Origin of the sequence: Inquilinus sp. CA228 (genome assembly GCF_052078665.1) — a bacterium.
GTDB lineage: Bacteria > Pseudomonadota > Alphaproteobacteria > DSM-16000 > Inquilinaceae > Inquilinus.
Genome location: NZ_JBQJIK010000039.1, coordinates 27,000 through 41,387, shown reverse-complemented (window position 1 = coordinate 41,387; position 14,388 = coordinate 27,000). Strand labels below are relative to the sequence as shown.

The window sequence follows — 14,388 nt, the reverse complement described above, 5'->3', positions numbered from 1 at the left end:
GGTTCGGCTCCGGAAGGAAGGGAAGGGTCAGGCGGCCAGCACGGCTTCGCGCTTCAGCGCGTCCAGGGTCCCGGCCAGGCCCTGGCGGACGACCATGGTCTGGGTCGCGACCACCAGCTGCGCCGCGCCCTCGGCCAGGGCGAATTCGCGCTCCGCCGCGGTCCAGGCCGGCATGATCCAGGGCTTGCCGGCAGCCCGGGCGGCGCGGGCGCAGCGGGCCAAATCGGCGCGGTCGGCGTCGCCGAAGGCATAGGCGCCGCGGCCGCGCGCCAGCGCCAGGTCGGACGGGCCGGGGAACAGCCCGTCGACCGTGTCGAGGTCCAGGATGCCCTCGACCTCGGCCAGGCTCTCGGCGGTCTCGATCATGGCGTAGCAGCGGGTGCGCCGGTTCTCCTCGTCGAAATAGCCGCTGCTCGGGCGGGCGTATCCGGCCGGCCGGCCGCCGGAATAGCTGCGGATGCCGCGCATCGGGAATTTTGCCGCCGCGGTCACCGCCCTGGTGTGCTCGACCCCGAGGAGATGGGGGATGACCACGCCATCGGCGCCGAAATCGAGCACCTGCTGGATCGCCTCGGTGGTCGGCGCCAGCACCTTGGCCAGGACCGAGATGCCCTTGGCCTTGGTGAAGGCCAGGAAGCGGTCGAGGTCCGGCAGGTCGAAGGTGCCGTGCTCGACATCGATGACGAGGGTGCGGAAGCCGCAGAGATGCGCCATCTCCACGTAGGAGAAGTGCGGATGCGACATCCAGAGGGCCAGACGATCCATTGTCTCGGGGAACTCCATGGCTGCGGCGGCGTGGGTCATTTGCCCATCGCCTTCGACAGGCCGAGCGAGCGCTCGACCAGGGTGATGATGAGAAGCGTGGCGGCGACCAGGACGACCGAGACCGCGGCGATCATCGGGTCGGTCCGGCTCTCGACATAGTTGAACATCGCCACCGGCAGGGTGGTGATGCCGGGGCCGGTGACGAACAGCGAGATCACCACCTCGTCGAAGGAGATCAGGAAGGCCAGGGCGGCGCTGGCGACCAGGCCCGGCATCATCAGCGGCAGCGTGACCCGGCGGAACACGGTGAGGGGCGGGGCGCCCAGGGTGGCGGCCGCGTCCTCCACCGCCGGCGGCAATGTGGCCAGCGCCGTCGCCATGATCCGGATCACATAGGGGGTGGTGACGATCAGATGCGCCGCCACCAGCCCGGGATAGGTGCTGAGCAGCCGCAGGTCGACGAACACCAGCAGGATCGCCAGGCCCAGCACGATCGAGGGCAGCAGCAGCGGCGCCGTGAACAGGCTCATCAGCGTCTCGCTGCCGCGGAACCGGAACCGCCGGATGGCGTAGGCGGCGGGGATCCCGGCGGCCAGCGACAGCGCCGTGACCAGCGCCGCGATGCCCAGGCTGACCCAGAAGGCCTGGATCATCATCTTGTTCTGGGCCAGCGCCGCGTACCAGCGCGTGCCCCAGGCCGAAGGCGGGAAGGTGAGATAGGCGTCGTTGCTGAAGGACAGCGGCACGACGATCAGGATCGGCGCCAGCAGGAAGGCGTACAGCAGCAGCACCAGGAGCCTGAAGGGCAGCGTCGTGGTTCCGACCATGGCGGTTCCCTCCTTCAGTCGAAGCGCCGGATGATGCGGGCATAGGCGGCGAGGGCGGCGCCGAAGATGATCAGCACGACCACCGAGATCGTCGCCGCCATCGGCCATTGCAGCTGGATCACCGCCTGGTCGTAGATCTCGGTCGCCAGCAGGAAGACCCGGCCGCCGCCCAGCAGCTTCGGCGTGATGAAGGAGCTGATGGACAGCACGAAGCACAGCAGGCAGCCCAGCGCGATCCCGGGCAGGGTCAGCGGCAGGACGATGCGGCGGAACCGGGTGAAGGGCCCGGCGCCGAGCGAGGCCGCCGCCTCCTCATGGCTCGCCTCCAGCCGGCCGAACCCGGCCATCAGCGACAGCGCCATATAGGGCATCAGGATCTCGACCAGGCCGATGAAGACGCCGGTCATGTTGTTGACCAGGCGCAGCGGCGACTGGACCAAGCCGAGCGACAGCAGCGCCCCGTTCACCAGCCCCTGGTCGCCCAGCAGCACCATCCAGCCATAGGTGCGGACCACGCTGCTGACCAGCAGCGGCGACACCGTGATCACGAACAGGATGTTCCGCCAATGCGCCGGCGCCCGGTGCAGGAACATCGCGATCGGATAGGCGCAGGCCAGCGTCGCCAGGGTCACGGCGAAGCTCATCGCCAGCGAGTTCGCGATCAGGCTCAGGTTGAAGCTGTCGGTGAAGAAGCCGAGGTAGTTGCGGAAGGAATAGACATCGGTCAGGACGCCGCTGCTGCGGCTCTCTTGGAACGAGATCTGGGCCAGCCGCAGCACCGGGAAGATGAAGGCGACGAGGTTGATCAGCGCCATCGGCGCCAAGAGCGCGGCGGCGATCAGGGCGAAGCGGCCGCGGCGGGAGCGCGGGGTCGCGGCGGGGGCGAGGTCGGCGGGAATGGCGGTCATGGCTCAGCCTGGGAAGACCAGCATGTCGTCGGGCGACCATTCGCACATCAAGCGATCGCCCGGGCCGTGGGCGGCGCCGGGCCCGGCGGTCGGCGCCTCGACCTTCAGGATGGGTCCGCCGATGTCGATGTCGTACTGCACCAGGTCGCCGATATAGGTGACGCGCAGCACCCGGCCGGGAGCGCCGTTGGTGGCGGTGCTCAAGAGGGCCTGGTCGCGATGCGGCGTCAGGCTGATCCGGTGCGGCCGCACCGTGGCCCAGGCGGCGCCGGGGGTCTGCTCGGTTGCGGCGCAGCGGTAGACCGCGCCGCCCAGCCGCAGCCGGCGGCGGTCCAGCAACTCGCAGGGCAGGGTGTTGGTGCGGCCGACGAACTCGGCCACGAAGCGCGACGCCGGCCGCTCGTAGATGTCCTCCGGCGATCCCAGCTGCGCCAACCGGCCGCCGGACATGACGCCGACCACGTCGCACATGGTCAGGGCCTCGACCTGGTCATGGGTGACGAAGACGGTGGTGATCGACAGCCGCTGCTGGATCTCGCGGATCTCGATCCGCATCTCGTCGCGCAGCTTGGCGTCGAGGTTGGACAGCGGCTCATCCAGCAGCAGGATGCGGGGGCGGATCACCAGCGCCCGGGCCAGGGCGACGCGCTGCTGCTGGCCGCCCGACATCTCCTTCGGCTTGCGCGGGCCATAGCCCGGCAGCCGCACCATCTCCAGCGCCTGCTCGACCCGCTCGCGCGCCTCGGCCTTGCCGACGCGCCGCATGTCCAGGCCGAAGGCGACGTTCTCGGCCACGGTCATGTGCGGGAACAGGGCGTAGTTCTGGAACACCAGGCCGATGTCGCGCCGGTGCGGCGGCCGCTGGGTGATGTCGTCGCCGGCCACCACGATCCGGCCGTCGGTCACCGGCAGCAGCCCGGCGATCATGCGCAGCGCCGTGGTCTTGCCGCAGCCGGAGGGGCCGAGCAGGCCGAGCAGCTTGCCGCGGCTGACCTCGAGCCAGAGGTCGGAGACGGCGGTGACCCCGGCATAGCGCTTGGTCACCCCCTCCAGCCGCAGGAAGCCGGCGGCGGGATCGGGCTGCGACGCGGGCGCGGCGCGGCCGGGGTCGAGGACGGGGGCGGTCATCGTCGCCTGCATGGGAAATCCCGGGTGCTGGTGGAGGGAAGGAGGTAGAGACCGTTTGGAAATGCGCTGGTGTGAGTCGGCTGGCGGTGGTTTCGAGAACCGGCGCGCAGCGGACGTTTGGGTCCGTGAGCACCGGAAGCGGAGAAACCGCCGCCAGACGGCCGCACCAGTAGCGTTTACAAGCGGTCTCTAGCGGCTGGCCGGGATGATCTGGCGCCGCCAGGGAGCCAGGATCGATTCCCGCATGTCGCCGATGGTCATCCAGTCGATCGGCACCAGCTTGGCCTTCTGCGCCGGGTCGAGCAGCGGGATGCGCTTGCCGGTCTCGGGCCGGATCGCCGCATCGCGGTTCGAGGGGGCGTAGAACATCGCCTCGGAGAAGCGCTGCTGCGCCTCGGCCCCCAGGGTGTAGTCCATGAAGGTCTCGGCCGCCTCGCGGTTCGGCGAATTGGCGATCAGGCTGATCACGTTGACCTGGGTGATGGTGCCCTCCGCCGGCGCCACTGACCCCAGCCGGCCCTCGGTCTGGTCGGCGTAGAACTGGCTGCGCGCGTTCCAGCCGATCGCCAGCGTGGCGGTGCCGTTGGCCACCAGGGTGTAGGCGTCCGGCTTCGGCTCCCAGGTCTGGATCAGCGGCGCCATCTCGACCAGCTTGTCGACGCCGGGGCCGACGCCCTGGCGATAATCCTCGGCCCCGGCCATGCGGTTGGCGATCAGGGTCAGCGCGATCGCCTGGATGTCGCCGCCGCCCTGGGCCGGGACGATGATCTTGCCGGCCTGGCCCTTGTCCCACAGCGCGGTCCAGCTGGTCGGCGCGGTCGGGAAGGTCTCGGCGTTGTACAGCAGCGCCAGCGTGTCATAGGTGATCGGCGGGGCGAAGGCGCCGAGGTCGCGGCCGAGATCGCCGAGATGGGCCAGGTTGGTCAGCCGCGACGCCTCGGCGATCAGCCCCTCGTCCCGTGCGATCTTGGCGACCGACAGGTCGAAGATCACGGCGTCGACCTGCGGCGCGTCCTTCTGCGCCCGCATCAGGCCGAGGGCCGTGGCCGCGTTCTGGACGCCGTAATAGGTCACGGTGATGTCCGGATGGGCGGCCTGGAACGGCTCGATCACCGCCTTGGTGTAGTTCTCCTGGAACTCGCCGCGATAGCCCATGACGGTGATCTGGGCGGCGTCCGCCGCGGGGGCCGCCGCAGCAGTCGCAGTGATGGCGAGGATGGAGGCGAGACAAAGGGATCGCGCGCAGCAGGCGAGTGTCATGGTCGTGTCCCTGTTTGTGCCGTGGCGGCCGCCGTCTGGGGCGGTCTGCGGGCGCCGGTCGATTGCCGGCGGTGGGGACACGCTGGGGCAGGGCGCCGGTCGCGTCTAACGGGTTTTTCTTATCGCCCGATAAGATTTCCCGGCCGGTCGACCGGACGCCGTGTCAGGGAACCGGGACGACGTCGACCTTCACGGTCAGGGCCTGCGCTCCGGCGCCGAGGATGACGCCGTCGATCGGCGACACGTCGGCATAGTCGCGGCCGCTCGCCAGGACGATGTGGTCGTTCTCGACCAGCACCGCATTGGTCGGGTCGAAGCCGAGCCAGCCGAATTCCTCGCCGCACCAGGCCATCACCCAGGCGTGGGTGGCGTCCGCCCCCTCCAGCCGCGGCTTGCCGGGCGGCGGCAGGGTGCGCAGATAGCCGCTGACATAGGCGGCCGGCAGGCCGACGCCGCGCAGGCAGGCGATCATGATGTGGGCGAAGTCCTGGCACACGCCGCGGCGGGTCTCGAAGGCCTCGATCAGCGGGGTCGAGACCGCCGTCGCCTTGGGGTCGTAGGTGAAGTCGGCCTTGATCCGCCGCATCAGCTCGGTGGCGGCCTCCAGGATCGGGCGGCCCGGCGGGAAGCTGACATGGGCATAGGCCGACAGCGGGCCGAGGATCGGCACCAGGCGGCTCGGATACAGGTGATGGGCCGGGGACGACGGGGCCAGGGTCGCGGCGGCGAAGGCGCGCTCCCGCACCTCCCCCCAGGGCCGGCTGGCCTGGCGCAGCAAATCGCCGGTGTCCCGCGTCACCTCGACCCGCGACCGGGCGTCGACCCGCAGCTCGCGATGCGCCGCCTCGATGGTGACGGTGACGACGTCGTTGCCGAAGAAGCTGCGCCGTGCCGCGGAGGCCGCCGGCACCGGCTTCACCTCGATCGCCCGGGACAGAACGCGCTGCTCCGGCCGGTCGCTGGGCAAGAGGCGCAGGACGCAGCGGGCGAAGCTCACCGGCGTCTCATAGGCGTAGGTCGAGAGGTGACGGATGTCGTAGATCATGCGGGAGAGCCACAAGGCAGCACCAACTGCCTTTTTTTATTGTCATGCCCGGGCTTGACCCGGGCATCCAGAGACTGTCGACATCCTCTGGATTGCCGGGTCAAGCCCGGCAATGACAGAAAACGACAAGAACGGCACAATTCGTTCTCTTCGCTCGACGCCATCAATACAGCCCCGTCAGCTTTTCCGGCCGCACGGCGTTGCGGCCCTGCAGGAAATAGCGGTCGGCGATCGCCTCGGACAGCTGCATCAGCTTCTGCTCGAGCCCCAGGATCTGGCTGTTGTCGAGGGATTCGGCCTGGGCCGCCGACAGGGTGCCGGAGATGATGGTGGCCAGCCGCAGCGGCGCCTCCGGCATGCCGTCCTCGCGCAGCGACGGCAGGGCCTTCAGATGCTGCAGCAGCCGCTCGACCTGGAACGCCACCGCCCGCGGGTTGAAAGGATCCAGCACCACCATGTCGCGCACCGGCGCCAGGGCCGGCCCGATGACGTAGCGCGACCGGTAGCTGATCTGGGAATCGACGAGGTCGAGCAGCGCGTCGAGATCGTCGGTGGTGGTGCCGGGCTCGGCCAGGTTGCGGGCGAAGCGGCAGGTGTTGATGCCGCGCTCGATCCGCCGCCCCATGTCGAGGAAGCGCCAGCCGGCGACCTGGTTCATGTTCTCCTGGGCCAGGCCGGACAGGGCGGCGATCACATGCAGGGCCCGGTCGGCGCGGTGGAAGGTCTCGCCCTCCGACAGCTCGGTCTCGCCGGGCTCGCCCAGCCGGGCCTCCAGCTCGGCCAGCAGCGGCCAGGAATCGGCGGACAGCCGCTCGCGGATGCCGGAGGAGGCGCGGCGCGCCGAGCGCACCAGCGAGATCGCGGCGCCGTAGTTCTCCGCCTGGTTCAGGGCCGCGGCGGCGACGGCGCCGGCACTGTCGCCCGGCTTCGGCCGCGGCACGGCGCCCCAGGCCACCAGCAGCTTCTGCAGCCGGTCCAGCGTCTGGCCGCTGCCATGGATGGCGGGATCGGCCTCGACCAGGCTCGAGCACAGCCGCCGCACCAGCCGCAGCGTCGCCTCGGCGCGCTCGAGATAGCGGCCGAACCAGAACAGGCTGTCGGCGGCGTGGCTCGGCAGGTTGCCGGCGATCCGGCGGATCGGCACGCGGTCCTGCCGCGGCAGCAGCGACGTGGCCTCGACCGGGCGGTCGGCCAGGATCCAGACATCGGCGGTCTGCACCCCCTGGCCCATCGACACGGCGCGCGCGTCCAGCCGGTCGGAGATGCGGCAGAAGCCGCCCGGCATCACCTTCCAGCCATCCGGCGTCGCGGCGGCGAAGACGCGCAGCACGAAGGGCCGCGGCACCAGCTTGCCGTCCTGCCAGGCCGGGGTGGTCGACAGCCGCGCCACCTCCTGCCCGACATAGTCGACCGGGCGGGTCCGGATCGCCGCCTCCAGCCGCGCCCGCTGCGGCGCCTCGGCGCCGAGCACGGAAGGCTGCCCCGGAAAGCCGGGGACGGTGGCGCCGAAGGCGGCCGCGACCGCCAGCTCGGGCAGCGCGGCCAGCACGGTCTCCCGCTCCTGCGGCTGGCCGCACCACCAGGTGGCGACATTGGGCAGCGTCAGGTCCTCGCCCCGCAGCCGGCGGCACAGCGCCGGCAGGAAGCTCAGCAGGATGCGCGCCTCGGCCAGCCCGGCACCGGGCATGTTGGCGACCACCACCTGGCCGCCGCGGATCGCCTCCAGCAGGCCCGGCACGCCGAGCCGCGAGGATGTGTTGAGCTCCAGCGGGTCGCAGAAATCGGCGTCGACCCGGCGCCACAGCACGTCGGCGCGCTTCAGCCCGGCGATGGTGCGGACATGGATCCGCCCGTCATGCAGCACCAGGTCGTCGCCTTCGACCAGCATCAGGCCAAGATAGCGGGCCAGATGCGCCTGCTCGAAATAGGTCTCGCTGTAGCGGCCGGAGCTGAGCAGGCAGATCCGCGGATCGGACCGGTCCGCCACCGCCGCCAGCCCGGCGCGCAGCGCGCCGAAGAACGGGGCCAGCCGCTCGACATTCATCTCGTGGTACAGCGCCGGCAGCGCGCGCGACAGGATCAGCCGGTTCTCCAGCGCGTAGCCGGCGCCGGACGGCGCCTGGGTGCGGTCGTTCAGCACCCACCAGCGCCCGTCCGGGCCGCGGCCCAGATCGGCGGCGTAGAGATGCAGGAACCGCCCGCCCGGCGGCGCCACGCCGTGCAGCGGGCGCAGGAAGTCGGGGCTGCCGGCCACCGCCGCGGCGGGCAGCGCCCCCTCCGCCACCAGCCTGCCGTCGCCGTAGAGGTCGCGCAGCACCGTCTCCAGCAGTTCGGCCCGCTGGATCACGCCCGCCTCGATCTCGCGCCACTCCGCCGCCGAAACCAGCAGCGGCACGCGGCTCAGCGGCCAGGACCGCTCGCTGGCCTCGCCATGGACGCGGTAGGACACGCCGGTGTCGCGGATGTGCCGGTCCGCCGCGGCGAAGCGGCGCTCGGCCTCCTCCGGCGCCAGCCTGGCCATGACGTCGAGGAAGTCCCGCCAATAGGCGCGCGGCTTCCCGTCCGGGCCGATCAGCTCGTCCGGCACGCCGGGCAGGGGGGTGTAGCCGGCGATCCAGTCCTGCAGGCGCCGGGCGGCGGTCCGGGCGGTCATCACATCCTCCCCGGCGCGCAGCGGAAGCTCACCAGCCAATCGGTGTTCTCAAATCCAGGGTCAACGGAAACTCGTGGGTTCGCTCTTCGGGCGGCAGGGCCATCGGGCCCGGAGTATGCCCGTGATCCTGGAAGCGCGCGAGGCGTCGCGCCTCCGCTTCATACGAATTTACCGGAAATGTCTCATAACTCAGGCCGCCGGGATGGGCGGCGTGATAGACGAAGCCGCCCAGCGACCGGCCGTTCCAGGCATCGATCACATCGAAGGTCAGGGGCACGTGGACCGGGATGTTCGGGTGCAGGCCGCTGGGCGGCTGCCAGGCCTTGAAGCGGATTCCCGCCACCGCCTCGCCGGAGGTGCCGGTGCCGCTGAGCGGCAGGCGGCGGCCGTTGCAGGCGATGATGTGGCGGCCGGGGACGAAGCCCTTGGCCCGGATCTGCAGCCGCTCGACCGAGCTGTCGACATAGCGGGCGGTGCCGCCGGGCGCCCCTTCCTCGCCCATCACGTGCCACGGCTCCAGCGCCTGGCGCAGCTCCAGCGCCACGCCGCCGCGCTCGGCCCGGCCCAGGATCGGGAAGCGGAACTCGCGCTGGGCCTCGAACCAGTCCGGGTCACAGGCATAGCCGGCACGCCGCAGGTCGGACAGCACGTCGAGCATGTCCTGCCAGACGAAATGCGGCAGCATGAAGCGGTCGTGCAGCGCGGTGCCCCAGCGCACCAGCCCGCCTTGCTGCGGCTCGCGCCAGAACCAGGCGATCAAGGCCCGCAGCAACAATTGCTGCGCCAGGCTCATGCGGGCGTCGGGCGGCATCTCGAAGGAGCGGAACTCGACCAGGCCCAGGCGCCCGGTGGGGCCGTCCGGCGAATACAGCTTGTCGATGCAGATCTCGGACCGGTGGGTGTTGCCGCCGACGTCGACCAGGAGATTGCGGAACAGCCGGTCGACCAGCCACAGCGGCAGCGGGCCGGCTTCGGGCGGCGGCACCTGGGCCAGGGCGATCTCCAGCTCGTACAGCGAATCGTGCCGCGCCTCGTCCACCCGCGGCGCCTGGCTGGTCGGGCCGATGAACAGGCCGGAGAACAGGTAGGACAGCGCCGGGTGGCGCTGCCAGTACACGATCAGGCTTTTCAGCAGGTCGGGCCGGCGCAGGAAGGGCGAATCCTCCGGCGTGGCGCCGCCGAGGACGACATGGTTGCCGCCGCCGGTGCCGATATGGCGGCCGTCATTCATGAACCGGTCGGTGCCCAGCCGCGTCTGCCGCGCCTCCTCGTACAGGCCGACGGTGATCTCGACCGCCTCACGCCAGGCGCCGGCGGGATGGACGTTGACCTCGATCACGCCCGGGTCGGGCGTCACCTTGATCACCTGCAGCCGCGGGTCGTTCGGCGGCGGATAGCCCTCGACATGGATCGGCAGGCCGGCCGCCTCGGCTGTGGCCTCGATCTCGGCCAGCAGCTCGAGATAGTCCTCCAGCCGCTCCACCGGCGGCATGAACACGCACAGCACGCCGTCCCGCGGCTCGATGCAGAGGGCGGTGCGGACCACGCTCTCGACCGCCGCGTCCGGCTGCGGCACGACGGGCCGGGACACGGCGGCGCCGTCGGCCGCCACCGCCGGGCGGGGCTGATGGAAATCCGGCAGCGGCGGGCGCTCGTCGAACGGGTCCTGCGGCACGATCTTGGGATAGGCGGCCTCCGGCACCTTGGGCAGAGAGTCCAGCGGCAGGCGGAGCCCGACCGGGGAATCGCCGGGGATCAGGAACAGCTGGCTGCGGCGCAGGGCCCAGCGTTCGCTGATCCAGCGCCCGCCGACCCGCGCGGTCCGGCGCTGCACCGGCAGGACGTAGCCGGAGGGGGAGGACAGGCCGCGCTCGAAGGTCCGGACCATGCGGACGCGCTCCTCCGGGTCCGCGAGCTTCGGGTCCAGCACGTCGACATTGGCCGGCAGCTCGGCCTCCTTCTGCAGCCAATGCACCGGGTCCTCATAGGCCGGCGCGACATAGCCGGCCAGGCCGAGCCGTTCGGCGATGCCCTCGGCCAGCCGTTCCGCCTCGGCGGCGCCGGCCTTGGGCGCCTCGGCGCGCGAGATCTCGGTCGCGATCAGGCCCGGGTCGCGCCACACCGGCTTGCCGTCGCGCCGCCAGTACAGCGCGAAGGCCCAGCGCGGCAGGCTCTCGCCGGGATACCATTTGCCCTGGCCGTAATGCAGCATGCCGCCCGGGGCGAAGCGGGCGCGCAGCCGCCGGATCAGCTCGTCGGCGAAGCCGCGCTTGGTCGGGCCGACCGCGGCGATGTTCCATTCCGCCGACTCGAAGTCGTCGATCGAGACGAAGGTCGGCTCGCCGCCCATGGTCAGGCGGACATCCTGGGCGGTGAGGTCGGCATCGACCTGCTCGCCGAGCCGGTCGAGCGCCTGCCAGGCCTCGTCCGAGAACGGCATGGTGATGCGGATCGGCTCGATGATGCGCGACACCTCCATCGCGAACTCGAACTCGACCTCCGCCGGCTCCACCACGCCGCTGATCGGGGCGGCGGAGCGGTAATGCGGGGTCGCCGCCAGCGGGATGTGGCCCTCGCCGCACATCAGGCCGGAGGTGGCGTCGAGGCCGACCCAGCCGGCGCCGGGGAGATAGACCTCGGCCCAGGCATGCAGGTCGGTGAAGTCCTTGTCGGTGCCCTTCGGGCCGTCCAGCGGGTCGATGTCGGCCTTGAGCTGGATCAGGTAGCCGGAGACGAAGCGGGCGGCCAGGCCGAGCCGGCGCAGCACCTGCACCAGCAGCCAGGCGGAGTCGCGGCAGGAGCCGGAGGCCAGCGCCAGCGTCTCCTCCGGCTCCTGCACGCCGGGCTCCAGCCGGACCAGGTAGCGGATGTCGTGCTGCAGCCGGGCGTTGAGCCCGACCAGGAAATCGATGGTGCGTGCCTCTTCTTGAGGCAGTGCCGCCACGAAAGCGGTCAGGTGCGGGCCCGCCGGCTCCGGCTCCAGATAGGGCGCCAGCTCGGCGCGCAGCTCCTCGGGATAGGCGAAGGGAAAGGTCTCGGCGAAGCTCTCGACGAAGAAGTCGAACGGGTTGATGACCGTCATCTCGGCCGTCAGGTCGACCTCGATCGAGAATTCCGTCGTCTTCTCCGGGAACACCAGCCGCGCCAGCCAGTTGCCGTGTGGATCCTGCTGCCAGTTCACGAAATGCTCGGCCGGCGTGACCGTCAGCGAATAGCTGGGGATCCGGGTGCGGGAATGCGGCGCCGGGCGCAGCCGGACGACCTGCGGGCCGAGCGCGATCGGCCGGTCGTAGCGGTAGCGGGTGAGATGGTGAAGGGCGGCGACGATGGACACGGGCGCTCCTGCCTTGGCTGGACCACGGGACGTCCCGCTGTCGGAAGAGTGAAACGGCGCGCCTCGCCAAGCAAGAAGCATGCAAGCGCCGGCCGAGGCTTGACCCCGAGGCTTGACCCGGAGGGGCCGATCGCGTCCCTTTGCCCGGGCGGCAGGAGGGACGCGGATGGAGGGGGCGTACACGGTCGGCTTCCTGCTGATCCCGAACTTTCCGCTGATGCCCTATGCCGCGGCGATCGAGCCGTTGCGCGCCGCCAACCTGCTGGGCGGGCACGACCGCTATCGCTGGCTGCATTTCAGCCCGGACGGGCAGCCGGTGCGCGCCTCCAACGGCATCGCCATCGCGCCGGACCGGCCGCCGGAGGCGATGGCCGAGGCCGACCTGCTGGTGGTCTGCGCCGGCACTGGGGTCGAGGGCTTCGACCATCCGCCGACCCTGGCCCGGCTGCGCGACCTGGCGCGGCACGGCACGGCTTTGGGCGCGGTCTCCGGCGGGCCCTATCTGCTGGCCCGGGCCGGGGTGCTGGGCGGCCACCGCTTCACCCTGCACTGGGATCACCACGCCGCCTTCGCCGAGCGCTTCCCGGAGCTGGAGCCGACCGGCCATCTGTTCGAGATCGACCGCGGCCGGCTGACCTGCTCCGGCGGCATTGCCGCGCTCGACCTGATGCAGGCGCTGATCGGCCAGCGCGACGGTCCGGCCCTGGCCGCCCAGGTCGCGGACTGGTTCATGCACACCCAGCTGCGCCATGGCGACGACCCGCAGCGGCTGGACCCGCGCCGGCGCTTCGGCGTCAGCCATCCCGGCCTGCTGGCCGCCCTGGCCAAGATGGAGGAGCGGATCGAGGAGCCGCTGTCGCGGCCGGAGCTGGCGGCGATCGCCGGCCTGTCGCTGCGCCAGCTCGAGCGGCTGTTCCGCGACCGGCTGGGCCGCAGCCTGGCCGAGCATTATCTCGACCTGCGGCTGCGTGCGGCCCGGCGCCATCTGCGCCAGACCACGCTGTCGGTGACCGAGGTGGCGCTGGCCTGCGGCTTCGTCAGCGCCAGCCATTTCTCGCGCAGCTACCGCACCCGCTTCGGCCACCCCCCGGCGAAGGAGCGCGAGGGCTGAGCCGCTTGTCCCATTGGGACATGCCGGTGGCGCGCTGAGGCAAATCGCGATCCGGGTCTCCCGGATACTGCAGGCGATCCAGGGGTGGAGGCTGCGTGCGCTATTCGATCTTCTCGGTGCTGGGCCAGGCCTTCAAAGGCCAGAAGGGCTGGACGCCGGCTTGGCGCGACGCCGCGCCGAAGCCGGATTACGACGTCATCATCGTCGGCGGCGGCGGCCATGGCCTGGCCACCGCCCATTATCTGGCCAAGGAGCACGGCATCACCCGCGTCGCGGTGCTGGAGAAGGGCTGGATCGGCGGCGGCAATGTCGGCCGCAACACCACCATCATCCGCTCCAACTACCTGCTGCCCGGCAACATCCCGTTCTACGAATGGTCGATGAAGCTGTGGGAGGGGCTGGAGCAGGACCTGAACTACAACGCCATGGTCAGCCAGCGCGGCGTCTTGAACCTGTTCCATTCCGACGCCCAGCGCGATGCCTATGCCCGGCGCGGCAACGCCATGCGGCTGCACGGCGTCGATGCCGAGCTGCTGGACCGCGACCAGGTGCGGGCGCTGGTGCCGCTGCTCGACTTCGACAATGGGCGCTTCCCGATCCAGGGCGGCCTGCTGCAACGCCGCGGCGGCACGGTGCGGCACGACGCCGTGGCCTGGGGCTATGCCCGCGCCGCCGACAGCCGCGGCGTCGACATCATCCAGAACTGCGAGGTCACCGGCATCGCGGTCGAGGACGGCGCCGTGGTCGGGGTCGAGACCAGTCGCGGCCGCATCCGCGCCGCCAAGGTCGGCCTGGCCTGCGCCGGCAACTCCTCCCGCGTCGCGGCCCTCGCCGGGCTGAAGCTGCCGATCGAGAGCCATGTGCTGCAGGCCTTCGTGTCCGAGGGGCTGAAGCCGCTGGTCGACGGCGTCATCACCTTCGGCGCCGGCCATTTCTACGTCAGCCAGTCCGACAAGGGCGGCCTGGTCTTCGGCGGCGACGTCGACGGCTACAACTCCTACGCCCAGCGCGGCAACCTGCCGGTGGTCGAGGATGTGGTCGAGGGCGGCCTCGCGATCCTGCCGGCACTCGGCCGGCTGCGCCTGCTGCGGCAATGGGGCGGGCTGATGGACATGTCGATGGACGGCAGCCCGATCATCGACCGCACGCCGGCGCGCGGCCTCTATCTCAACGCCGGCTGGTGCTATGGCGGCTTCAAGGCGACGCCGGCCTCCGGCTGGTGCTTCGCCCACACCATCGCCCATGACGAACCGCATGCGCTGAACGCGGCCTACCGGCTGGACCGCTTCGCCACCGGCCACCTGATCGACGAGAAGGGTGTCGGCGCCCAGCCGAACCTGCACTGAGGGACATCGAC

10 protein-coding genes are annotated in these 14,388 nt (G+C 71.0%); 2 read left to right on the top strand and 8 right to left on the bottom strand.

Translation table 11 applies throughout. The features are described 5' to 3' along the window. Positions 1 to 27 precede the first annotated feature (27 nt). The 8 genes from ACTOWL_RS20040 to ACTOWL_RS20005 all read right to left on the bottom strand — a co-directional run bounded on the left by ACTOWL_RS20040 (position 28) and on the right by ACTOWL_RS20005 (position 11,920). Positions 28 to 804: an aldolase/citrate lyase family protein gene (locus tag ACTOWL_RS20040; RefSeq protein WP_441323038.1), complete on the bottom strand. Its 777-nt coding sequence runs from the start codon at positions 802 to 804 to the stop codon at positions 28 to 30. After that, the gene (locus ACTOWL_RS20035) at positions 801 to 1,592 is read right to left on the bottom strand and encodes an ABC transporter permease (RefSeq protein ID WP_441323037.1); all 792 of its coding nucleotides are present in this window, start codon (positions 1,590 to 1,592) and stop codon (positions 801 to 803) included. The genes ACTOWL_RS20040 and ACTOWL_RS20035 overlap by 4 nt, the downstream gene beginning before the upstream one ends. A gap of 14 nt (positions 1,593 to 1,606) precedes the next feature. Next, complete coding sequence (locus ACTOWL_RS20030; RefSeq protein ID WP_441323036.1) at positions 1,607 to 2,500, bottom strand: ABC transporter permease; 894 nt, start codon at positions 2,498 to 2,500, stop codon at positions 1,607 to 1,609. Positions 2,501 to 2,503: 3 nt separating this feature from the next. Beyond that, entirely contained in the window at positions 2,504 to 3,628 is a 1,125-nt protein-coding gene (locus tag ACTOWL_RS20025) for an ABC transporter ATP-binding protein (protein ID WP_441323035.1), read from the bottom strand. Positions 3,629 to 3,817: 189 nt separating this feature from the next. Next, complete coding sequence (locus ACTOWL_RS20020) at positions 3,818 to 4,888, bottom strand: extracellular solute-binding protein (RefSeq protein ID WP_441323034.1); 1,071 nt, start codon at positions 4,886 to 4,888, stop codon at positions 3,818 to 3,820. 163 nt (positions 4,889 to 5,051) lie between these two features. Continuing rightward, a complete protein-coding gene (locus tag ACTOWL_RS20015) occupies positions 5,052 to 5,933 on the bottom strand; it encodes a transglutaminase family protein (protein WP_441323033.1) in 882 nt (293 codons plus the stop codon). 163 nt (positions 5,934 to 6,096) lie between these two features. Next, positions 6,097 to 8,586 carry a circularly permuted type 2 ATP-grasp protein gene (locus tag ACTOWL_RS20010; RefSeq protein WP_441323032.1) on the bottom strand — a complete coding sequence of 830 codons (2,490 nt, stop codon included), beginning with the start codon at positions 8,584 to 8,586 and terminating at the stop codon, positions 6,097 to 6,099. A 28-nt stretch (positions 8,587 to 8,614) separates the two neighbouring features. Continuing rightward, on the bottom strand, positions 8,615 to 11,920 hold the full coding sequence (locus ACTOWL_RS20005) for a transglutaminase family protein (protein WP_441323031.1): 3,306 nt from the start codon (positions 11,918 to 11,920) through the stop codon (positions 8,615 to 8,617). Positions 11,921 to 12,086: 166 nt separating this feature from the next. Here ACTOWL_RS20005 and ACTOWL_RS20000 point away from each other — a divergent pair, with 166 nt between their 5' ends. Together ACTOWL_RS20000 and ACTOWL_RS19995 are read left to right on the top strand one after the other, a co-directional pair. Further along, complete coding sequence (locus tag ACTOWL_RS20000) at positions 12,087 to 13,031, top strand: GlxA family transcriptional regulator (RefSeq protein ID WP_441323030.1); 945 nt, start codon at positions 12,087 to 12,089, stop codon at positions 13,029 to 13,031. A gap of 95 nt (positions 13,032 to 13,126) precedes the next feature. Next, entirely contained in the window at positions 13,127 to 14,377 is a 1,251-nt protein-coding gene (locus tag ACTOWL_RS19995; RefSeq protein WP_441323029.1) for a sarcosine oxidase subunit beta family protein, read from the top strand. Positions 14,378 to 14,388 lie beyond the last annotated feature (11 nt).